This window comes from Streptomyces sp. NPDC002817, assembly GCF_053592055.1.
Map to the genome: position 1 here is coordinate 219,578 of NZ_JBSFUY010000004.1, position 20,659 is coordinate 240,236.

22 protein-coding genes are annotated in these 20,659 nt (G+C 70.8%); 12 read left to right on the plus strand and 10 right to left on the minus strand.

Annotation, left to right across the window (positions count from 1 at the left end):
- Positions 1-173 precede the first annotated feature (173 nt).
- Both ACWD3I_RS09990 and ACWD3I_RS09995 read left to right on the plus strand, forming a co-directional pair.
- The gene (locus ACWD3I_RS09990; RefSeq protein WP_365398376.1) at positions 174-1,199 is read left to right on the plus strand and encodes an MBL fold metallo-hydrolase; all 1,026 of its coding nucleotides are present in this window, start codon (positions 174-176) and stop codon (positions 1,197-1,199) included.
- Between the two features lie 42 nt (positions 1,200-1,241).
- On the plus strand, positions 1,242-1,703 hold the full coding sequence (locus ACWD3I_RS09995; RefSeq protein WP_365398191.1) for a nuclear transport factor 2 family protein: 462 nt from the start codon (positions 1,242-1,244) through the stop codon (positions 1,701-1,703).
- On the opposite strand, the gene ACWD3I_RS10000 is transcribed toward ACWD3I_RS09995, so the two are convergent.
- Entirely contained in the window at positions 1,688-3,739 is a 2,052-nt protein-coding gene (locus ACWD3I_RS10000) for an ATP-binding protein (protein WP_365398194.1), read from the minus strand. The genes ACWD3I_RS09995 and ACWD3I_RS10000 overlap by 16 nt on opposite strands.
- A gap of 104 nt (positions 3,740-3,843) precedes the next feature.
- Positions 3,844-4,488 (minus strand): phosphotransferase, encoded by a 645-nt coding sequence (locus tag ACWD3I_RS10005; protein ID WP_365398197.1) that lies wholly within the window; start codon positions 4,486-4,488, stop codon positions 3,844-3,846.
- A gap of 298 nt (positions 4,489-4,786) precedes the next feature.
- Between ACWD3I_RS10005 and ACWD3I_RS10010 the strand changes: the two genes are divergently transcribed.
- The 7 genes from ACWD3I_RS10010 to ACWD3I_RS10040 all read left to right on the plus strand — a co-directional run bounded on the left by ACWD3I_RS10010 (position 4,787) and on the right by ACWD3I_RS10040 (position 11,818).
- The gene (locus ACWD3I_RS10010) at positions 4,787-6,019 is read left to right on the plus strand and encodes a prenyltransferase/squalene oxidase repeat-containing protein (protein WP_365398200.1); all 1,233 of its coding nucleotides are present in this window, start codon (positions 4,787-4,789) and stop codon (positions 6,017-6,019) included.
- Positions 6,016-6,669, plus strand: coding sequence for an SCO2322 family protein (locus ACWD3I_RS10015; RefSeq protein WP_365398203.1), 654 nt, complete (start codon positions 6,016-6,018; stop codon positions 6,667-6,669). The genes ACWD3I_RS10010 and ACWD3I_RS10015 overlap by 4 nt, the downstream gene beginning before the upstream one ends.
- Positions 6,659-7,759 carry an energy-coupling factor transporter transmembrane component T gene (locus ACWD3I_RS10020; RefSeq protein WP_365398206.1) on the plus strand — a complete coding sequence of 367 codons (1,101 nt, stop codon included), beginning with the start codon at positions 6,659-6,661 and terminating at the stop codon, positions 7,757-7,759. The genes ACWD3I_RS10015 and ACWD3I_RS10020 overlap by 11 nt, the downstream gene beginning before the upstream one ends.
- Positions 7,756-9,498, plus strand: a complete 1,743-nt coding sequence (locus ACWD3I_RS10025) for an ABC transporter ATP-binding protein (protein WP_365398209.1) — start codon at positions 7,756-7,758, stop codon at positions 9,496-9,498. The genes ACWD3I_RS10020 and ACWD3I_RS10025 overlap by 4 nt, the downstream gene beginning before the upstream one ends.
- Positions 9,495-10,298: an ECF transporter S component gene (locus tag ACWD3I_RS10030; RefSeq protein ID WP_365398212.1), complete on the plus strand. Its 804-nt coding sequence runs from the start codon at positions 9,495-9,497 to the stop codon at positions 10,296-10,298. The genes ACWD3I_RS10025 and ACWD3I_RS10030 overlap by 4 nt, the downstream gene beginning before the upstream one ends.
- Positions 10,299-10,606: 308 nt before the next feature.
- A complete protein-coding gene (locus ACWD3I_RS10035) occupies positions 10,607-11,026 on the plus strand; it encodes an aggregation-promoting factor C-terminal-like domain-containing protein (RefSeq protein ID WP_307031552.1) in 420 nt (139 codons plus the stop codon).
- 99 nt (positions 11,027-11,125) lie between these two features.
- A complete protein-coding gene (locus tag ACWD3I_RS10040) occupies positions 11,126-11,818 on the plus strand; it encodes a YoaK family protein (protein WP_365398215.1) in 693 nt (230 codons plus the stop codon).
- A 30-nt stretch (positions 11,819-11,848) separates the two neighbouring features.
- Here the strand turns inward: ACWD3I_RS10040 and ACWD3I_RS10045 are convergent, their stop codons facing one another.
- From ACWD3I_RS10045 to ACWD3I_RS10065, 5 genes are all read right to left on the minus strand, one after another.
- On the minus strand, positions 11,849-12,121 hold the full coding sequence (locus ACWD3I_RS10045) for a hypothetical protein (RefSeq protein WP_365398218.1): 273 nt from the start codon (positions 12,119-12,121) through the stop codon (positions 11,849-11,851).
- A 249-nt stretch (positions 12,122-12,370) separates the two neighbouring features.
- Positions 12,371-12,841: a pyridoxamine 5'-phosphate oxidase family protein gene (locus ACWD3I_RS10050; RefSeq protein WP_365398221.1), complete on the minus strand. Its 471-nt coding sequence runs from the start codon at positions 12,839-12,841 to the stop codon at positions 12,371-12,373.
- Positions 12,838-13,290 (minus strand): hypothetical protein, encoded by a 453-nt coding sequence (locus ACWD3I_RS10055; protein ID WP_365398224.1) that lies wholly within the window; start codon positions 13,288-13,290, stop codon positions 12,838-12,840. The genes ACWD3I_RS10050 and ACWD3I_RS10055 overlap by 4 nt, the downstream gene beginning before the upstream one ends.
- A 69-nt stretch (positions 13,291-13,359) precedes the next feature.
- Complete coding sequence (locus tag ACWD3I_RS10060) at positions 13,360-13,827, minus strand: hypothetical protein (RefSeq protein ID WP_365398226.1); 468 nt, start codon at positions 13,825-13,827, stop codon at positions 13,360-13,362.
- Positions 13,800-14,231 carry an ATP-binding protein gene (locus ACWD3I_RS10065; RefSeq protein ID WP_365398229.1) on the minus strand — a complete coding sequence of 144 codons (432 nt, stop codon included), beginning with the start codon at positions 14,229-14,231 and terminating at the stop codon, positions 13,800-13,802. The genes ACWD3I_RS10060 and ACWD3I_RS10065 overlap by 28 nt, the downstream gene beginning before the upstream one ends.
- A gap of 74 nt (positions 14,232-14,305) precedes the next feature.
- Here ACWD3I_RS10065 and ACWD3I_RS10070 point away from each other — a divergent pair, with 74 nt between their 5' ends.
- Together ACWD3I_RS10070 and ACWD3I_RS10075 are read left to right on the plus strand one after the other, a co-directional pair.
- The gene (locus tag ACWD3I_RS10070) at positions 14,306-15,136 is read left to right on the plus strand and encodes a helix-turn-helix domain-containing protein (RefSeq protein WP_365398232.1); all 831 of its coding nucleotides are present in this window, start codon (positions 14,306-14,308) and stop codon (positions 15,134-15,136) included.
- On the plus strand, positions 15,114-15,374 hold the full coding sequence (locus tag ACWD3I_RS10075; RefSeq protein ID WP_365398235.1) for a DUF397 domain-containing protein: 261 nt from the start codon (positions 15,114-15,116) through the stop codon (positions 15,372-15,374). The genes ACWD3I_RS10070 and ACWD3I_RS10075 overlap by 23 nt, the downstream gene beginning before the upstream one ends.
- Here ACWD3I_RS10075 and ACWD3I_RS10080 read toward each other — a convergent pair.
- Entirely contained in the window at positions 15,358-15,600 is a 243-nt protein-coding gene (locus ACWD3I_RS10080) for a hypothetical protein (protein WP_046263443.1), read from the minus strand. The genes ACWD3I_RS10075 and ACWD3I_RS10080 overlap by 17 nt on opposite strands.
- Positions 15,601-15,638: 38 nt before the next feature.
- Positions 15,639-16,808 (minus strand): steroid 3-ketoacyl-CoA thiolase, encoded by a 1,170-nt coding sequence (locus ACWD3I_RS10085; RefSeq protein WP_365398238.1) that lies wholly within the window; start codon positions 16,806-16,808, stop codon positions 15,639-15,641.
- A 222-nt stretch (positions 16,809-17,030) separates the two neighbouring features.
- Between ACWD3I_RS10085 and ACWD3I_RS10090 the strand changes: the two genes are divergently transcribed.
- Positions 17,031-18,266 (plus strand): cytochrome P450, encoded by a 1,236-nt coding sequence (locus ACWD3I_RS10090; RefSeq protein ID WP_365398242.1) that lies wholly within the window; start codon positions 17,031-17,033, stop codon positions 18,264-18,266.
- Positions 18,267-18,352: 86 nt separating this feature from the next.
- On the opposite strand, the gene ACWD3I_RS10095 is transcribed toward ACWD3I_RS10090, so the two are convergent.
- Positions 18,353-20,392, minus strand: a complete 2,040-nt coding sequence (locus ACWD3I_RS10095; RefSeq protein WP_365398245.1) for a bifunctional glycosyltransferase 87/phosphatase PAP2 family protein — start codon at positions 20,390-20,392, stop codon at positions 18,353-18,355.
- Positions 20,393-20,659 lie beyond the last annotated feature (267 nt).

The window sequence follows — 20,659 nt, forward strand, 5'->3', positions numbered from 1 at the left end:
CGGGACTGACTCTGACGGTTCATCAGATACGGGAACTGATACCAGTTCCCTTCGGAGGAGTCCACAGAGCTCACAGCTGCGCCGAGGCTGAAGGGTGACTTGGGCTCCCATCGAAACGCGTTCTAGTTATAGTGGCGAGAACGCGGCGACAGGGGGAGCCCATGACTCAGCTCATGCCACAGGTCGGCGACCACGGCGGAGGCGTCCGGTCGATCCGGGTCCCCATCCCCGACAACCCGCTGGGCTTCACGCTGGTGTACGTCGTCGACACCGACCGCGGTCCGGTGCTGGTCGACACCGGCTGGGACGACCCGGAGTCCTGGGACACGCTCGCCGAAGGGCTGCGGGCCTGCGGCACCTCGGCGACCGAGGTCCACGGCGTGGTGATCACCCATCACCACCCCGACCACCACGGTCTGTCGGGCAAGGTCCGCGAGGCCTCCGGCGCCTGGATCGCGATGCACGCGGCGGACGCGGCGATCGTCCGCCGCACCCGCGAGACCCGCTCGGAGCGCTGGTTCTCCTATATGACGGCCAAGCTGGAGGCGGCCGGCGCCCCGGAGTCCCATGTGGCGCCCCTGCGCACCGCCCGCTCCCGGAAGCTCCCCGGCTTCTCCCCCGCCGTCCCCGACCGTGAGATCGTCCCCGGCGAACTCCTCGACCTGGCGGGCCGCCGTCTGCGCGCGATCTGGACGCCGGGCCACACACCGGGCCACGTCTGCCTCCACCTGGAGGAGACCCACCCCGCCCGGCTCCCGGGCAACGGACGCCTGTTCTCCGGCGACCACCTGCTCCCCGAGATCACCCCGCACATCGGCCTGTACGAGGACCCGGACGACGCCACCGTCACCGACCCGCTCGGCGACTACCTCGACTCCCTCGAACGCGTCGGCCGTCTCGCCCCCGCCGAGGTCCTCCCCGCCCACCAGCACGTCTTCACCGACGCGGCCTCCCGCGTACGGGAGTTGCTCACGCACCACGAGGAACGCCTCACCGACCTGCTGACGCTGCTGGTCGAACCCCTCACCCCGTGGCAGCTCGCCGAGCGCATGGAGTGGAACCGTCCGTGGGACCAAATCCCCTACGGATCACGCACCATCGCGGTCTCGGAGGCCGAGGCGCACCTGCGGCGCCTGGTGAAGTTGGGGCGGGCGGAGGCCGTGGCCGGGAGTGAGCCGGTGACCTACGTCGCGGTGTGACCCGGGTCGCGGGTCATGATCCGCCCCTGGTACCACTGGTCCATGGACCCTCTGGAGCAACTCCTCGCCGAGCGCGCCTGCGAACGGCTCATCCTCGACTTCGTCCGTCGGCTCGACATCGGGGACCCGGGCTCCGTGGCCGAACTGTTCACCGAGGACGGCAGCTGGGAGTGGCCCGCGCCGGGCGACGGGCGGCGGTTCGACGGGCGCGAGGCGCTGCGGGAGTACTTCGGGTCCCGGCCCGAGGACCGGTTGTCGCGGCGGGTGATGTCCAACGTCCTGGTCACGGTGGCCTCCTCGGACACGGCGACGGCGACGGCGACCTCGTACTTCACCACGTACCGGGTCGACGGGTTCCACGGCGGGATCGTGCCGCCGGGGGCGCCGGTCCAGGTCGGGCACTACGAGGACACGTTCCGGCGTTCGGCCGACGGGAGTTGGCTGCTGGCGTCGCGGGCGTTGCATCTGCCGTTCGGGGGGCCGACGCCTCAGCTGAGCGCGTAGTCGAGGCCTTCGTCGTACGGCATCGCCATGCCCTGCGCGTACGCCTCCTCGTACAGCTGGTCGCCGAGGCGGTCGCGGAGGAGGCGTTCGCGGGCCTCGCGGGCGGCGATGAGGTGGGGCGAGTTCACCTGGGCACGCCCGACGCGTTCCCAGAGGCGCCGGCTGATGCCCTCCAGGCCGGCGGCGCGTCGGCTGTCGCCGCCCGCGACCACGGCGGCGACCAGCCAGTCGAAGGTGAGGGCCGTGCCCACGGTGTTGTGCGTCAGCCGGCTCCCGACCACCCCGGCCCGGGCGTTGGCCTGTGCCGCCTCGACATCCCCACGCGCCAAGTCGGTCTGGGCGATGAGACCGTCGATGACAGGCCTCCCCCACTGCTCTCCACATCGAACGCTGTCCGCACGAGCCTGCTCGGCCACCTCGCGCGCCTCGTCGATCGCGCCGGTCAGCAAGTGCGCGAAGCACAGCGCCATACGGATCTGGAGCTGTGCCGACCCCTGCCAGTCCGCCCCGAGCGGCAGCCGAGGGGCGGCCGACAGCAGGTCGATCGCCTCGGCCGTGCGGCCGGTGAGGACCGCCGTGCTGCCGGTGACGTAGGCCGTGGCCGCGATCGTGGTGGGATCGCCCTGCTCCCGTGCCGCGTCGGCGCAGCGCGTCGCCCACCGGCACGCGGGGTCCAGGTCGCCCTGGTTGATCGCCACCGCCGAACGCGACCACAGTGCCCGCACGAGGTCCGCTCCGGGTTCGTGCTCGGCGGCGAGGACCAGGTCGAGGCAGCGGGCGGCGTCGCGCATCATGCCGCAGTGCCGCCACAGGAACCCGATGGTTCCGGCCATCTCCAGCGCGGCGCGACCGGCGGGTTCCTCCAGTGCGCGGTCCATGGCGGCCCGCAGGTTGGCGTGCTCGGCGAGGACCCGCTCGCACCAGGCCACCTGACGGCTGGTGTTCCAGTCCGCGCACGCCTCCCGGGCGAACCGCCGGTAGTGGTCCCGGTGCCGCAGCCGTACGGCGTCCCCCTCGCCCAGCTCCCGCAGCCAGTCGGCGCCGTACTCACGCACCGTGTCGAGGAGCCGAAAGCGGTCCAGGTCCGTCGGATGGCGCAGCACGATCGACTGCCGGACCAGGTGCATCAACACCTCCGCGACCCGGTCGGCCCGCAGCGGGCCGCCCGCGCAGACCCAGGTCGCGGCAGCAACGGTGAACGTGTCCGCGAACACCGACAGCCGTGCCCACAGCAGGCGTTCCAGCGGGGCGCACAGCTCATGGCTCCAGCCGATCGTGGTCCGCAGCGTCCAGTGGCGGGGCGGACCGTCCACACTTCGTTCGTCCCGGGTGAGCACGTCGAAGCGGGAGCGCAGCCGGTCGGAGAGCAACTCATGGAGCTTGTCCAATGAGTACAGCGCCAGCCGGGCGACGGCCAGTTCGATGGCGAGCGGAATGCCGTCGAGGCTGCGGCAGATGTCGGCCACCTGGCGCCGTGCGGTGGTGTCGAGGACGAGGCCCGCGCGCTGGACGAACAGGGTCTCGGCGTCCGTCACCCGCAACGGGTCGACCTCCAGCGTCCGCTCCCCCGGCAGGTCCAGCGGCTCACGGCTGGTGACGAGGACGTGCAGCCCGGCTGCGCCGGCGAGCAGGTCTGCCACCAACACCGCGCAGTCCGCCAGCAGGTGCTCGCAGGTGTCGAGGATCAGCAGCAGCCGCTTGTCCGCCATCCAGTCGCCGAGAGCCCCGGCCACCGACCCGGCCGACTGGTCGGACAGCCGCACCGCCTCCATGACCGCGAGCGGCACCTGGCCCGCCGCCCTCACCGGCGACAGCTCCACCAGCCACACCCCGTCGGGGTACACCGCCCCCACCCGCTCCGCCGCCCGCAGCGCCAACCGCGTCTTGCCCACCCCTCCCACACCGACGAGGGTCACCAGACGAGTGCCGCCACCGGGCTCCAACTTCTCAGCGAGCCAGCCGAGTTCGTCCTGTCGTCCGACGAAGCCGCGGGGATCGGGCGGCAGGTTCCCGAGGAGAGTCTTCTCGCTGGGCACGGCAACAGTCTGACCGTGGCGCCACCCGCCCACTCCGTCCGACCGAACCGGACGGAGTGATCACCGGAAGCGGCCGTGTCGCGCCACTTGACGAACGAACCCGATCAGATCAGTGACCGGATCAAGTCCTCGGCGTCCCCAAGGAGTTCGACCTCCCGCCGGCTCATCGTCGGATTGACCGCCCGTCGGCGCCGCGCCTCCGCCAGCCCGTCGTCGGTCAAGGACGACGGATCGGCGAGCAGCGTGGCCAGCATCGCGCGCGCCGGTTCGGCGAACGCCTCCTCCCCCACCGCGACCTGGGCGAGGATCACCGCCGACATACCCCAGTCGAGACCGGGGTCGCCCTCCTCGGCGTTGGCCCAGTCGATGACATAGGGCCCGGCGGGGGTGAGCATGACGTTGTCCGGGTGCAGGTCGAGGTGGACGACACGGCCGGGCAGGGCGTGCAGCTGCCGCAGGAGACGGGCCAGTACGTGCCCGGCCTCCCGCGCGTCGATCCGTCCGGCGGCGAAGGCCCCCAGCATCGTCGGCCCGTGCAGCCGCTCCATCACCAGCTCGGTGGACGAGCAGTCCTCGACGCGCACCCGCGGCACCGGATACCCGTGCCCGCGCACCCGCTCCATGACGGCCGCCTCGACGAGCGCGTCGCTGTAGGCGTCCCGAGCGCGCCGCAGCACCCACGCGTCGTCGATCTCGTACACGTCCGAGGCCCGCCCCGAGCCGATCAGTCTCCCCGTGATGATCCCCATGCCGGGAACCTACCGGGCTCACAGCCACCCCCCAGGGGCTTTCCTACGGGCCGGTAGAGTGGCCGGGTCGTCATCACACCCGTACGGGGGGAAGCCGGTGCAATTCCGGCGCTGACCCGCAACCGTGAGCCGTCTCCTGCCGGGGGCGGCGAGCCGGATCGCCCCGTGTCGGTACTTGTGACCGGCTCACGTGCACCGGCAACCGGCCGGTGCGCGGCACCGTCGAGGTATACGGAGCCGAGCCGCCGGGATGTCCCGTGCTGCCTGGCTCCCTCGCAGGGAGAGGCACCCGCCGATCATGAACGTCCGCCGCAGCGCCGCGGTCCTGGCCGCCACCGCAGTGATCGGGACGGCCGCGCCGGCCGTCGCCGCGAGTCCTTCCCCGTCGCCGTCGGTGGTGATACCGGAGGGGTTGTACGGGGGTGGGGATCCGACGTACGACGGGGTGTGGCGGCAGTCGCTCGCCCTGCTCGCGCAGGACACGGTGGGTGTCGTACCGGCCGCCGGAGCGGTGGACTGGCTGACCGGCCAGCAGTGCGCGAACGGCGCCTTCGCCCCCTTCCGCGCCGACACCGCCAAGGCCTGTGCCCCGGCGCTCCTGATCGACACCAACAGCACGGCCGCCGCCGTCCAGGCCCTGGCCGCGCTCGGCGGGCACGACACCGCGACGGGCAAGGCGGTCACCTGGTTGAAGTCGGTGCAGAACAAGGACGGCGGCTGGGGCTACACCCCGGGCGGGGCCAGCGACGCGAACTCCACGTCCGTGGTCATCGGCGCGCTCACGGCGGCCGGCGAGAAGCCTGCCGCTGTCGTGCAGGGCGGCAAGTCCCCGTACGACGCCCTGCTGACGTTCGCCCTGCCCTGCGCCGGGGACGGCGGGGGCGCCTTCGCCTACCAGCCGGACAAGAAGGGCAAGCTCGCGGCCAACGCGGACGCGACGGCGGCGGCCGTGGTGGGCGCGCTGGGCAAGGGACTGGCCGGGGCGCCCGAGAAGCCCACCGGCACCACCCTGACCTGCAAGGACGCCACCGACCCGGAGCAGGGCGCGGAGAACGGTGCCGCCTACCTCGTCAAGGCCCTGGCCAAGGACGGGCACCTCACATCGGCGCTGCCCGGCTCCGAGGACCAGCCCGACTACGGCAACACCGCCGACGCGGTCCTCGCCCTCGCCACCGCCGGACAGGGTGACAAGGCGGCCGACAGCGTGCGCTGGCTGGAGGCCAACTTCGAGCAGTGGGCCCAGCAGAGCGGTCCGGCCGCGTACGCGCAGCTGATCCTCGCCGCCGAGGCGGACGCCTTCGACGCACGGGACTTCGGCGGCCAGGACCTGGTGAAGCTGCTCAACGCGACCGGCCCCACGCCCGAGAAGGTGCCCTCCGCCGCCGAGAGCGCGTCCCCGGGGGCGGACGACGAGGCGGCCGAGAAGGACGACGAGGGCGTCAGCGTCTGGTGGGTCGTCGGGGTCGGCCTCGTCGGCGGCATCGGTGTCGGTTTCCTGATCAGCGGCCGCAAGAAGAAGCAGCAGCCGTGATCCGCCGAGCCCTCGCACCGCTGCTGGCCGCCCTGGTCCTCCTGACCGGCGCGACCCAGGCCGCCCACGCCGCCGGCTACCGCTACTGGTCCTTCTGGGACCGCACCGGTACCGCCTGGACCTACGCCACGCAGGGCCCCGCCACCGCCGTCCCCGCCGACGGCGACGTGCAGGGGTTCCGTTTCGCCGTCAGTGAGGACTCCGCGGACGCGACGAAGCCCCGTGGCACGGCGTCCTTCGCGACGATCTGTGGCAAGACCCCGGCGGCGGAAGGCAAGAAGCGGGTGGCGCTGGTCGTCGACTTCGGGACGGCACAGGACGCGCCCTCCGGCGAGACCCCGCCCGCGACACGTACCGCCTGCGCGGTGGTGTCGCAGGACGCGACGACGGCGGAGGCGTTGGCGACGGTGGCGAAGCCGTTGCGGTACGGCACGAACGCGCTGCTGTGTGCCATCGCCGGGTATCCGGAGACGGGGTGCGGGGAGCAGGTGGCGGGAGGGAGGAAGCCGACGTCCAGCCAGACGACGGCCGCAGGGAAGAAGGACTCCGACAGCGGCCCCTCGGTGGGCCTGTTCGCGGGGGCGGCCGCCGTGGCGGCCCTGGGCGCGGCGGCGGTGTGGCAGGCGAGGCGGCGCAGGAATGCGCGCTGACCTTGCGCGGCCGCGGAACCTGCATCCCGCCGCCTGGTGGCTCTGGGCCCTCTCCCTCGGTGTCGCGGCCACCCGCACCACCAACCCCCTCCTGCACGCCCTCCTCATCGCCACTTCCGCCTACGTCGTGATGACCTGTCGCCCCGACGCCCCCTGGTCCCGCTCCTACTCCGCCTTCGTCAAGCTCGCCCTCGCCGTCCTCCTCATCCGCCTCGTCTTCGCCGTCACCCTCGGCTCCCCCCTCCCCGGCACCCATGTGATCGTCACCCTCCCCGAACTCCCCCTCCCCGACTGGGCGCAGGGCATCCGGCTCGGCGGCAAGGTCACCGGCGAGACGCTCCTCTTCGCGTTCTACGACGGACTGAAGCTGGCCACCCTCCTCATCTGCGTGGGCGCTGCGAACGCCCTCGCGAACCCGAGCCGGCTCCTCAAGTCCCTGCCGGGCGCCCTCTACGAGATCGGCGTGGCGGTCGTCGTCGCCCTCACCTTCGCGCCCCACTTCATCGCCGACGTCCAGCGCGTACGCGCCGCCCGCCGGCTGCGCGGCCGTCCGGACAAGGGCATCCGGGGTCTGCTGCACGTGGGACTCCCGGTCCTGGAGGGCGCCCTCGAGCGTTCCGTCGCCCTCGCCGCCGCGATGGACGCGCGCGGGTACGGCCGTACCGCCGACGTCCCGTCCCGTGTCCGCCGTACGACGACCGCGCTCACCCTCGGCGGTCTGCTCGGCATCTGCGCGGGAACGTACGGCCTGCTCACCGCCGAAGGCGGCACGTACGGCATGCCCGTGCTCCTCGGAGGAGCGGTCGCCGCCCTCGCCGGCCTGCGCCTCGGCGGGCGGCGCACCCCGCGCACCCGCTACCGCCCGGACCGCTGGAACGCGCGCGCGCTGCTCGTCGCCGGTTCCGGCGCGGTGGTGGCGGTGGCGCTGGCCCTCGCCGCCGCGACGGACCCCGCCGCCCTGCACCCCGGTGTGATCCCGCCGGTGGCCCCCACCCTGCCCCTCTGGCCAGCGGCTGCGATCCTCGTCGGACTGCTCCCGGCCTTCATCGCCCCGAACGTCCCCCGCGTCCCCCACGAGGAGCCGTCGTGATCCGCTTCGAGGATGTCTCCGTGACGTACGACGGGGCGGCCGAACCGACCGTCCGGGGCGTGGACTTCGAGGTCCCCGAGGGTGAACTCGTCCTGCTCGTGGGGCCGTCCGGCACCGGCAAGTCGACCGTCCTCAACTCCGTCTGCGGTCTCGTCCCGCACTTCACCGGCGGCACCCTGCGCGGCCGCGTCACGGTGGCCGGCCGTGACACCCGTACGCACAAGCCGCGTGAACTCGCCGACGTGGTGGGGACGGTGGGCCAGGACCCGCTGTCCCACTTCGTGACGGACACGGTCGAGGACGAACTCGCCTACGGCATGGAGTCGTTGGGCCTCGCACCGGACGTGATGCGCCGCCGTGTGGAGGAGACCCTGGACCTCCTGGGTCTGACCGACCTCCGCGACCGCCCCATCACCACCCTCTCCGGCGGCCAGCAGCAGCGCGTGGCGATCGGCTCGGTCCTCACCCCGCACCCCAAGGTCCTCGTCCTCGACGAACCGACCTCCGCGCTGGACCCGGCCGCCGCGGAGGAGGTCCTCGCGGTCATCCAGCGCCTGGTCCACGATCTGGGGACGACGGTCCTGATGGCCGAGCACCGCCTGGAGCGGGTCATCCAGTACGCCGACCAGGTCGCCCTCCTGCCGGGCCCGGGCACGCCCCCGATCCTCGGCTCCCCCGCCGAGATCATGGCCGTATCGCCGGTGTACCCGCCGGTGGTGGACCTGGGCCGCCTGTCAGGCTGGTCCCCCCTTCCCCTGACAGTGAGGGACGCGCGCCGAAGGGCAGGAGACCTACGGGCGCGTCTGAACGCAGGTCCAGAAGCCGCAGCTCAGGGGCGCGGGGAACTGCGCGACCAGCCGCAACAAACCCGCACCCGCCAACAGCCCAAACCCCCCGGGCTATGGGGCGCCCCCACCCGCCGCCGCTGGTTCACACGCACCCCCACTTCTCTCCCCCCATCCGCCCACATCGCCGAAGTCCACGCCCTCTCGGTCCGCCGAGCCCACACCCAAGCCCTCCAGAACGTCACCCTCACCATCGCCCCCGGCGAGACCATCGCCCTCATGGGCCGCAACGGCGCCGGCAAGTCCACGCTGCTCAACACCCTCGTCGGCCTCGTCGAACCCTCCTCCGGTTCCGTGCGGGCAGGCGGAGCCGTACCGCACCGCACGGCCCCCAAAGACCTCGTACGCCGCGTGGGCCTCGTACCGCAGGAGCCGCGCGACCTCCTCTACACCGACACGGTCGCCGCCGAATGCACCGCCGCCGACGCCGACGCGGGCGCCGCCCCCGGCACCTGCCGCACCCTCGTCTCGGAGCTTCTCCCGGGCGTGAGCGACGACACTCACCCCCGCGACCTCTCCGAGGGCCAGCGGCTCGCGCTCGCCCTGGCCGTCGTGCTCACCGCCCGTCCTCCCCTGCTCCTTCTCGACGAGCCGACCCGCGGTCTGGACTACGCGGCGAAGGCCCGGCTGGTCACTCTCCTCAAGGCGCTCGCCGCCGAGGGCCACGCCATCGTGCTGGCCACGCACGACGTGGAACTGGCCGCCGAGATCGCCCACCGGGTCGTCCTGCTCGCCGACGGCGAAGTGATCGCGGACGGCCCGGCAACGGACGTCATCGTGGCCTCCCCCTCCTTCGCCCCCCAGGTCAGCAAGATCCTGGCCCCACAGAAGTGGCTCACCGTGGCGCAGGTACGGGAGGCACTCAAGGCGGGCGTCGAGGGGGGCCTCGCGTGAAGACCGTGAAGGCCATCCGCCTCGGCCCCCGCTCCATCGCCGCCCTCGCCCTCGCCGGGGCCGTCGGTGTCGTCGCCTTCGGGTGGCCGTTTCTCGCGCCGCCGACCTCTCAGGTCGGGACGCACACGCAGGACGCGCCGTGGCTGTTCGCGGGGCTGCTGCTGCTGTTGGTCGCCGTGGTCGGGGCGGCGATCTCGGAGGCGGGGCTGGGGCCGAAGGCGGTGGCGATGATGGGCGTACTGGCCGCGACCGGCGCCGCGCTGCGGCCGATCGGCGCCGGGACCGCCGGGATCGAGCCGATGTTCTTCCTGATGGTGCTGAGCGGCCGGGTGCTCGGCCCCGGGTTCGGGTTCGCGCTCGGCTCGACGACGATGTTCGCCTCGGCGCTGCTGACGGGCGGGGTGGGCCCGTGGATGCCGTTCCAGATGATGGCGATGGGCTGGTTCACGATGGGCGCGGGCCTGCTGCCGGGCCGGGTCCGCGGGCGGGCGGAGCTGCGACTGCTCGCCCTGTACGGCTTCACGGCGGCCTTCGCCTACGGCACGGCGATGAACCTCGCGGGCTGGCCCTTCATGGGCGCGCTGGCCTCGAACATCGCCTTCGTCCCCGGGGACCCGGTCCCCGAGAACCTGGCCCGTTTCGTCGCCTACTGCCTGGCCACGTCCCTCGGCTGGGACCTGGGCCGGGCGGTGTGCACGGTCGTCCTGACCTTCCTGCTCGGTCCGGCCGTGCTCAGGGCGCTACGCAGAGCCACCCGGCGCGCGGCGTTCGAGACCGCGGTCACATTCGAACCTCGTTGAGCGGTGAAGCACCCCACATGACCCACATCACGAACTAACCGCTCTAGTAGTACATTTCGGACGCCATGTCCACGCCATAACGGCCTCTGACCTGCGCTTTGAGAGCCAGATCACACCACCCCCTCCCGCCGCACATACGACCACAACTAGCAAAAGGGGTCATTGCGGACGCACTCCGAGCCTGTTTATCTGGACAACGTCGCACGGCGCCGACCCGCCCCACGGGCCTCGGCGCCAACGCATGTCAGAGCCGCTCAACACGGTCACGACATACCCGCGACTCCCTGTCCCCGAAGAAAAGGTTCTCCGTGTCCGTCTCCCGCATCGTTCGCCGCATCGCTTCCCCGAAGAAGGCCATCACCACCGTCGCGATGGCCGCCGCCACCGCCGGTCTGGTGCTGACCGCGGCGCCCGCTCAGGCGGCCACCACCTCCTCGGCCGCCGAGGCCAAGTCCATCGCTCATCAGATGATCCCGAACGCCGCCCAGTACAACGCGTTCAGCAAGATCGTCGAGCACGAGAGCGGCTGGGACGTCGACGCCACCAACGCCTCCTCCGGCGCCTACGGCCTGGTCCAGGCCCTGCCGGGCTCCAAGATGGCCTCCGCCGGCTCCGACTGGAAGACCAGCGCCGAGACCCAGATCGAGTGGGGCCTGAAGTACATGAACGAGCGCTACGGCAGCCCGACCGGCGCCTGGGCGTTCTGGCAGGCCAACGGCTGGTACTGAGCCGACTGACAGCAGACTGACGTACGAAGGCGGCGGCCCCCTCCCACGAGGGGGCCGCCGCCTTCGTCGTTCAGGGAGCGCTCATGGTCCACTGGGCCGGTGAGCACAGAGACTGAGGAGCCCACGGAGTCCGCCCCCGAGGACCGCGGGCTCCGCCTGGTGCCGGTACTGCTCGCGCTGACCCTGGTCAGCGGTCTGATCGACGCCGTCAGCTATCTCGGCCTCGGCCACGTCTTCACCGCGAACATGACCGGCAACGTGGTGGTGCTGGGCTTCGCCGCGGCCGGCGCCCCCGGCTTCTCGGTGCCGCACACCGTGACGTCGCTCGCCTCGTTCGTGGTGGGCGCGGCCGCGGGCGGCCGGATCGCCGTACGACTCGGCCGTGGCTCCCGCCGCAGGTGGGCCCGTCTCACCCTCGCCGCGGAGGCGGCCCTGCTGGGCGCGTCCGCGGCGGTCGCCTTCGTCGCGCCCGACGACACGGCCACCGTCTACACCCTCATCGCGGTCACGGCCTTCGCGATGGGGCTGCGCAACGCCACGGTCCGCAGACTCGGTGTCCCCGACATCACGACCACCGTCCTCACCATGACCCTGACGGGCCTCGCCGCGGACTCCCGCGTGGGCGGCGGGCCGGGGACACGCTCTCCCCGCCGTTCGGCCGCGGTCGTCGCGATGGTGGTGGGCGCCGCGCTCGGCGCGTGGCTGGTGCTCCACCACGGGCTGGGCATCCCGCTGCTGGTCACGGCCGTACTGGTGGGAGTGCTGGCGGTGGTGACGTCGGGGCGGGAGTAGGGGAGAAGGCCGTTGCCTTCGGGGACCGGCTCAGCGCCCCCGCGGTGGAATGTTCGCCAGCTGCCGCAGCAGATCCCAGCCCTCGCTCCTGCGCCTGCGCTCCGCCGACGGACTGCTCCACGGGGCGCCCTGCCCCACCCAGTAGCCGCGATAGCCCCGCAGTCCCAGGACGCTGTTGTCCCCGACATCGGACTCGTTGCCGCAGCACGAGCAGATCTCCGCCGTGGGCCAGCCGTCCTCCCAGAACACCTCGTAGCCGTCATGGCCACAGACCCGGCAGACGGTCTCCGTCTCGTCCTCCATGCGGAGACCATATTCGGGAGCCCATATGGGGTTGAGGCGGGGACTCCGGGTGACAGAGCATTCCTACGATGCCCCGCGAACTCCTCCCTCACGACGACGGCAACGCCCGCTCCGCGTTCCTCACTCTGACCTTCGTCCTGGCCCGGGCCGGCGCCTCCCTCGACCAGGTCGGCCCCGTGCGCCGGATCCGCCGCCGCGCCGGCGACCCCGAGGGCGCCCTCGCACTCGCCGACCTGCTGGCCGTCCTCATCACGGCCGCAGCGGGTCGACGGGCACCCGGTGATCCGGCTTGCCGTCCTTCGCCAGCATCGAGTGACCGTCGGCCACCGCCCGGTACAGCCTGATCCCGGAGTCGCCCCGCACGTCGTCGAGGGTCCAGACCCGACCCCCGTGCTCCACGGAACGCCGGGAGAAGACCTCCAGCGCATGCTCGGCCGCCGCCTCGTCCACGACCTCCTCGGCCACACCGGCCATGTACACCGCCTGCCCGGTACTGATCGCCACCGACGAGTCGAAGACCGAGATCCCCACCTCGGGCCGTACCGCGATGTTCCGTGAATGCGTGACCTCCGGCGAGGACACCCAGAAGAACTCCCGGTACCCCTCGTGCGCGAAGTAGACGGGCGAACTCCACGGCCGCCCGTCCGCGTCGGCGGTGGCCAGCACCATGTACCGGATCCCGTCGACGATCCCCCGCGCGGCCTCACCGCGCCCCGTCACCGACTCCTCCGAAAGACGAGCCCGAAGTCCCTTTCCCACGGCGCCGATTGATCCTTGGCCAGCTCCCAGGCTCCCCGGATGACATCACCTTCCACCCGCCCGACGAACCGCTGCCGGAAGGACAGCGTCGAGAAGTCCGCCCTCTCGCGCAGCAGCCGCCACTCCTCACCGTCGAAGCTCATCGCATACGTCCGTACGACACCGCGTGTGTCGAAGTAGTGGTACGTGTACGCCCCCGACTCCGGATCGACGGCGATGACCGCCATGCTGTCCGGCGCCCCCTCGATCGGGATCTCGGTCCGCTGCACCAGAAACCGCCCGTCCAGATCCCACGCGAACACACACCGCGCCGGAGGCCCGGCCGCCCCGGGAAGATCGGCCTCCACCGCCCACTCCCCGACCAGCACCCCCAGCCGCTCCAACGCTTCCTGCCCCGCCGATCCGCCCATCGCGGACACCTCCTCCTCGCCTCTACCGACAGTGCTGACCGCGGCAGCGGAGGAAACTCATCGGCCGGGTCAGCCCGAGGATGCGGATCGGTCGTCGTTCTCGATCCGATCGCGCGCGAGCTTCCGCACTTCGCTCCAGTCGTCCGCCAGGAGCCTCTCCAGCACGGATCGTGGAGTCCGCCGGTGGCGGGCGACCTGCAATCTGACGGACTCGTCCGAGTCGGCCGCCATGCCCTCCAGGATGTCGGGAGTCAGTTTGCGCTTCATGGCCACGGCGCTTCTCACGGCGGAGTCGGGGTCGCTCGCCAGCACGCGAAGGATCTCCAGCGGAATCGTTTTGTTGTACACCACCCAGACCCGAGCATCCGGGTAGCGCTCGACGATCTCCGTCCACACCTCCAGAGAGGCCGGCTCCAAACTCGCCCGTCTTTGCTCATCGAGGTTGTCGCTTTCGCACAGAGCGATGAACTCCTCCGCCGACCGGATCACTCCCCCACCCACCCCGTCCTTCAACACACAGTCGCGGACGCTCCGCATTCGAACCACACGACCTTCCCACCCCCGGGCACCCCCGTCACACCCCATTTGTCCACGACCGCCTCCAGGAGCAGCAGCCCACGCCCCCCTTCCGCGTCCGGCGACAACTCACCGCGCGGTAGCGGCCGTTGAACACACCCGTCCGCCACCTCCACCCGCACCCCGGCCACCTGACGCAGCACCACCACCTCACACCGCCGGCCCGGAACATGCCGTACGACATTGGCGACCAGCTCCGTCACCCCGAGCTCCACGGCGTAGGTCAGCTCGGCCAGCTCCCAGTCGGTGAGCAGCGAGCGGACGATACGGCGGATGTACCGGGCCGAGTGTTCGCCCACGGTGAGGCGCATGCGGTACTGGGTGGAGAGGGGACCCAGGAGGATGGGGGGAAAGTATGCGTTCACGGTACGAGCCTGAACTGGCGCGACTACGCTGGGCTACAGGCCGAACACAACCAGCTCTGCAGTGGGGGCAGTTCGTGACGCACATCAACGCCCTCGACCCGGGGGCCTCGCCGCTCGACTACTACGGCTTCGAGTTGCGGCGACTGCGGGAGGCGGCAGGGCTGACGCAGAAGCAGCTCGGGGACATCGTCAATTACACCGCGTCACTGGTGGGGCAGATCGAGACGGCGAGGAAGGTGCCGACTCCGGAGTTCAGCGAGCGGGTGGATGTGGCGCTGGGGACAGACGGGTTGTTGTCCCGGCTCGTCGACCTGGTGCTGCGGAGCCAACTCCCGGCCTGGTTCCAGCAGGTGGCCGAACTTCAGGCGCGGGCCATCGAGATCTACTCCTTCGAAACGCACATGATCCACGGCCTCCTTCAGACCAAGGGCTACGCCCGCGCCGTGCTCAGCGCGCTGGACGCCACCAACCTCGACGACCGCACCGCTGTGCGGCTCGCACGTCGGCGTATCTTCGAGAAGGAGAAGCCGCCCGTCTTCTGGGCGGTGCTGAGCGAGTCCGCGCTCTACCAGAACATGGGCGGCCCAGACACCATGCGGAGCCAACTGGCCGACCTGTTGGCTTTCGAGACCAACCCCCGGATCAACATCCAAATCCTGCCGTTCACGGCCGGAGCTCACGCAGGCATGCAAGGCTCGTTCGACGTCTACCGTTTCGCCAGCGACCCGACCATCGTCTACACCGAGGGCTACAACAGCGCGCATCCGACCGCGAATCCGGACACGGTCAATGACTGCACACTCCGTTACGATCATCTGCAGGCTGCCGCACTCTCCCTCAAAGAGTCGGTGGCAATGATCCGGCGTGTGATGGAGGAACGCTATGGAGATCAGCAACTGGCGTAAGTCCAGCTACAGCGGCGACCAAGGCGGCAACTGCATTGAATGCGCGCCGTCCGGCCAGCTCGCCTGGCGCAAGTCCACGCACAGCAGCGACCAGGGCGGCAACTGCGTAGAGATCGCCGAAGCACCCCCCACCATCGCCATCCGCGACTCGAAGAACCCGACGGGACCGATCCTCACCATCACCCCCGCCGCCTTCCACCACTTCGTCTCCTGGAGCGGCGCTACACCTGCGGTCTGACCACACCCCCCGCCTTCGCCGCCTGGTGCGCTCTCCACTCCTTGCGGAAGAGATACGCACGCAGGACGGCGATCGCCAGGAACAGCAGCCCGAAGCCGCCCCTGCCCAAGCCCCCTACCTGGACGAACCAGTAGAAGCACGCGCCGGCCATGGTGAGGCAGATGCCGATGACCAGCGGTTCGCGGAGGTAGAAGGGCAGGACGCGGAGGATGAGGTTGAGAAACATCGGGCAAGTTGATCAGGCCACGTCAACCTCTGTCGAGCCTATATCCGCTGGATGATCGTGCCGGTGGCGAGGCCACCCCCCGCACACATCGTCACCAGCGCGAACTCCTTGTCCACACGCTCCAGTTCATGAAGCGCGCTGGCGATGAGCCGGGCCCCGGTCGCGCCCACCGGGTGCCCGAGCGCGATCGCGCCGCCGTTGACGTTCACCTTCTCCAGGTCCTGCTCGAAGACCTGCGCCCAGCTCAACACCACGGACGCGAAGGCCTCGTTGATCTCGACGAGGTCGATGTCCTTGAGGGACATCCCGGCCTTCCCGAGCACCGCCTTGGTCGCGTCGATCGGTCCGTCGAGGTGGAAGTGCGGGTCGGCGCCGACCAGCGCCTGGGCGACGATCCGGGCGCGCGGACGCAGCTTCAGCGCCCGCGCCATCCGCTTCGAGGCCCACATGATCGCCGCCGCGCCGTCGCTGATCTGGGACGAGTTGCCCGCCGTGTGGATGGCGGTGGGCATGACGGACTTCAGGCCCGCCAGTGCCTCCATGGAGGTGTCGCGCAGCCCTTCGTCCCGGTCCACCAGCCGCCACATGCCCTGCCCGGCGTGCTGCTCGTCCTCCGTCGTCGGTACCTGCACGGCGAACGTCTCGCGCTTGAAGCGCTCCTCGCTCCAGGCGACAGCGGCCCGCTCCTGCGAGATGAGGCCCAGCGAGTCGACGTTCTCCCTCGTCAGGCCCCGATGGCGGGCGATCCGTTCCGCCGCCTCGAACTGGTTGGGAAGGTCGACGTTCCACTCGTCGGGGAACGGCTTCCCCGGCCCGTGCTTGGACCCCGACCCGAGCGGCACCCGTGACATCGCCTCGACGCCGCAGGAGATGCCGACGTCGATGACGCCCGCCGCGATGAGGTTCGCCGTCATGTGCGAGGCCTGCTGCGAGGAGCCGCACTGACAGTCGACGGTCGTCGCCGCCGTCTCGTACGGCAGACCCATCGTCAGCCAGGCCGTGCGCGCGGGGTTCATGGACTGTTCGCCGGCGTGGGTCACCGTGCCGCCGACGATCTGCTCGACGCAGTCGGCGGGGATGCCGGTGCGGCCGAGGAGTTCACGGTAGGTCTCGCCCAGCAGGTAGGCGGGGTGGAGGTTGGCGAGCGCGCCGCCGCGCCTGCCGATGGGGGTGCGTACGGCTTCGACGATCACGGGTTCCGCGGCCATGGGGAGTTCCTCTCCTCCGTACCCGCGCGGCGCGGGGGCGTCCCGGCCCGGCCCGCCACGCGGAACTAGTACGTGTTCTAGTTCCACAGGCAGTCTGCTGACACCGAGTCCGTCCCCGCAAGAGTCGTGCACGCCTCTTGCTACTTCTAGAACCGGTTACTACGTTCACGACACGAACTGATGGACCGTCAGAAGACTGCCGGAACACGGCTGGAGCTGCCCATGACCTGTCCAGCGCTCCCCGACGGGTTCGACCTCACCGACCCCGACATGCTGCAACAGCGCGTACCACTACCGGAGTTCGCCGAACTGCGCCGGACGGAACCGGTCCACTGGATCGCCCAGTCGGACAATGTCGCCGGTTTCCAGGACGAGGGCTACTGGGCCGTCACCCGCCACGAGGACGTCAAGTTCGTCTCCACGCACCCCGAGTTGTTCTCGTCCATGCTCAACACGGCGATCATCCGCTTCAACGAGCGCATCGAGCGCGACGCCATCGACGCCCAGCGGCTCATCATCCTCAACATGGACCCGCCGGAGCACACCCGTGTCCGCCAGATCGTCCAGCGCGGCTTCACCCCGCGCTCGATCCGGGCGTTGGAGGACACCCTGCGCGCCCGGGCCCAGGGCATCGTCCAGGGCGCCCTCGCCCAGGAGGGCTCCTTCGACTTCGTCACCCAGGTCGCCTGCGAACTCCCCCTCCAGGCCATCGCCGAGCTGATCGGCATCCCGCAGGAGGACCGCCTCAAGATCTTCGAGTGGTCGAACCGGATGATCTCGTACGACGATCCCGAGTACGCGATCACCGAGGAGGTCGGCCAGGAGGCGGCGATGGAGGTCATCGCCTACGCCATGAACATGGCCGCCGACCGCAAGAAGTGCCCGGCGAAGGACATCGTGACCACGCTGGTGGCGGCGGAGGACGAAGGCAACCTGGGCTCGGACGAGTTCGGCATGTTCGTCCTCGCGCTGGCGGTCGCGGGCAACGAGACCACCCGCAACGCGATCAGCCACGGCATGCACGCCTTCCTGACCCACCCCGACCAGTGGGAGCTGTTCAAGCGCGAACGCCCGGCGACGACCGCGGAGGAGATCGTCCGCTGGGCGACCCCGGTGGTCAGCTTCCAGCGCACGGCCACGCAGGACACGGAGCTGGGCGGCAAGAAGATCAAGCAGGGCGACCGGGTGGGCATCTTCTACGCCTCGGCCAACCACGACCCGGACGTCTTCGAGAACCCGGACTCCTTCGACATCACCCGCGACCCCAACCCCCACCTCGGTTTCGGAGGCGGCGGCCCGCACTTCTGCCTCGGCAAGTCCCTGGCCGTCATGGAGATCAACCTGATCTTCAACGCCATAGCCGACGCCATGCCCGGCCTCCATCTGACCGGCGACCCCCGCCGACTGCGCTCCGCGTGGATCAACGGCGTGAAGGAACTCCAGGTGAGCGTGGGCTGACCGCGCCAACCCCTACTCGGGCCGACGGCTTCCCGGCGCCGTCGGCCCGTCCAAAGACCCGGGGGAGGCAGGGAGCACCCCCATCCCTACGCCCCGCTCCTGCCTCCCCCGAGGCCCGCCGCCACGGGTTCCTCCTTGGCGCCCACCGCCACCGCCACCGTCGTACGCGCCCGCGGCCCCTGGAACAGATAAGCCAGCCCGAAGCCGCCGCCCACCACCAGCGCGCCGCCCACCGCGTCCAGGACCCAGTGGTTGCCCGTCGCCACGATCGCCGTCACCGTGAACAGCGGGTGCAGCAGGCCCAGGGACTTCAGCCACCACTTCGGGGCGACGATCGCGATGACCAGACCGCACCACAGCGACCAGCCGAAGTGCAGGGACGGCATCGCGGCGTACTGGTTCGTCAGGGCGGTCAGGGTGCCGTAGTCCGGCTTGGAGAAGTCCTGGACGCCGTGGACCGTGTCGATGATGCCCAGCGACGGCATGAGCCGGGGCGGGGCCAACGGGTAGAGCCAGAAGCCGACCAGGGCCAGCAGCGTCGCGAAGCCCAGTGAGGCGCGGGCCCAGCGGTAGTCCACCGGGCGGCGCCAGTACAGGACCGCCAGCACCGACAGCGGCACCACGAAGTGGAAGGACGTGTAGTAGAAGTCGAAGAAGTCGCGCAGCCAAGCGACCTCGACCACCGCGTGGTTGGCCCAGTGCTCGATGTCGAGGTGCAGCCAGCGCTCCAGATCGAGGATCTGCTGCCCGTGGGCTTCCGCCCGCGCCCGGCCCTCCGAGTTGCTGCCGCCCGTCGCCGCCAGCCGCACCTTCTGGTAGGCCGCGTACGTCACCCGGATCAGCAGGAGTTCGAGGAGCAGGTTCGGGCGGGTCAGCACCCGCTTCAGGAACGGCAGCAGCGGCACCCGCCTGAAGCGGGTCGGGACCGGCTCGGCGTACTCCGCGGGAATCGGGGTTCGGTAGTGCGGCGAGGTGCGGGACAGGAACGGGATCACGGTCGCCGCCGCGAGGGCCGCCAGCAGCACGATGTTGTCGCGCAAGGGGTACAGCGACGCCATGTTCGGCAGCATCATCTTCGTCGGCAGCGTCATCACCAGCACCACCGCCACCGGCCACACATACCGGTCCGACGCCCGCTTCCCGACCCGCCCGACCACCGCGAGCAGCACCCACAGCAACTGGTGCTGCCAGGTCGTCGGCGAGATCAGGATCGCCGCGCAGCCCGTGATCGCGACCGCGAGCAGCAACTGCCCGTCGTGGGCGTAGCGCACCGCCCGGCGCAGGGCCAGCACCGCCACCGCCGCGCCGAGCACGAGGAACAGCGCGATCTCCAGCGGCCCGGACAGGCCCGCCCTCAGCAGCGCGCCGTGCAGCGACTGGTTGGCGAGGCCGTCCGCCGCGCCGCCGAGCCCCGTGCCCGCCACGTGGTGGACCCAGTAGGTGTACGAGTCGTGCGGCATCGCCAGCCACGCGAGCGCCGTGCACGCGGCGAACGTCACGCCGGCCGACAGCCCGGCCCGGCGCCGGCCCGTGAACCACAGCAGCGGCGCGAACAGCAGCACCGTCGGCTGGAGCGCCGCGGCCACGCCGATCAGTACGCCGCCCGCTCGTTGTCCTCGGACGACGAAGCAGCCGACCAGCACCAGGAGCACCGGCATGATGCTCGTCTGTCCCAGATACAGCGTGTTCCGGACCGGCAGCGACAGCATCAGCAGGCTGATCGCGACCGGCGCGGCCAGCAGCGACGTACGTCTGTTCACCGGATGAGGAAGCGCCCGCGCGGCGACGAGGCCGAGGGCGACGACCAGGAGCAGCGTGCCGAAGGTCCAGCCCCAGCCGAGAGCCTGCTCGGCGGCACGTGTCAACGGCTTCAGAACAAGCCCCCCGAAAGGGGTACCGGTGAACAGGGTCGAGTCGTACAGCGAGCCCTTCACATGCAGGACGCCGTCCGGGCCGACCCAGGTCTCCAGATCGGTCAGCCGCTCGCCGTCGGGGGTGCTCAGGACGACGGCCACCTGCCGGACAGCGAGTATCGCGGCGATCAGCCACAGTCCCAGGCGGGCCACGCGCAGGCGTGCCCTCACCGTCTCGGCGTCCGTCGCTCCGCTGTGTTCCGCATTCGCCACGCCTCGTAGGCCTCCCGCCCCGTTTTCCCACGCATTGGATGCGTGAGGGCTGCTTTGCGAACCTTAATCAAGGCTCGCATCACCCCCGGAGAGAGACGCAGGCTGCCCCCGCCTCACCTGACGTCCGTACTGCTTTTGTCCGAATGACGATAGTCCGCGGCCGGTCGCTCCGCTCTGCCGGGCGCGACGTGGATCACTTACGGCGCGGGACGGAACGGAACCGTATGCTCCCGCCGTACTACCGTCTGAAGCCGTCGACGGTACGGC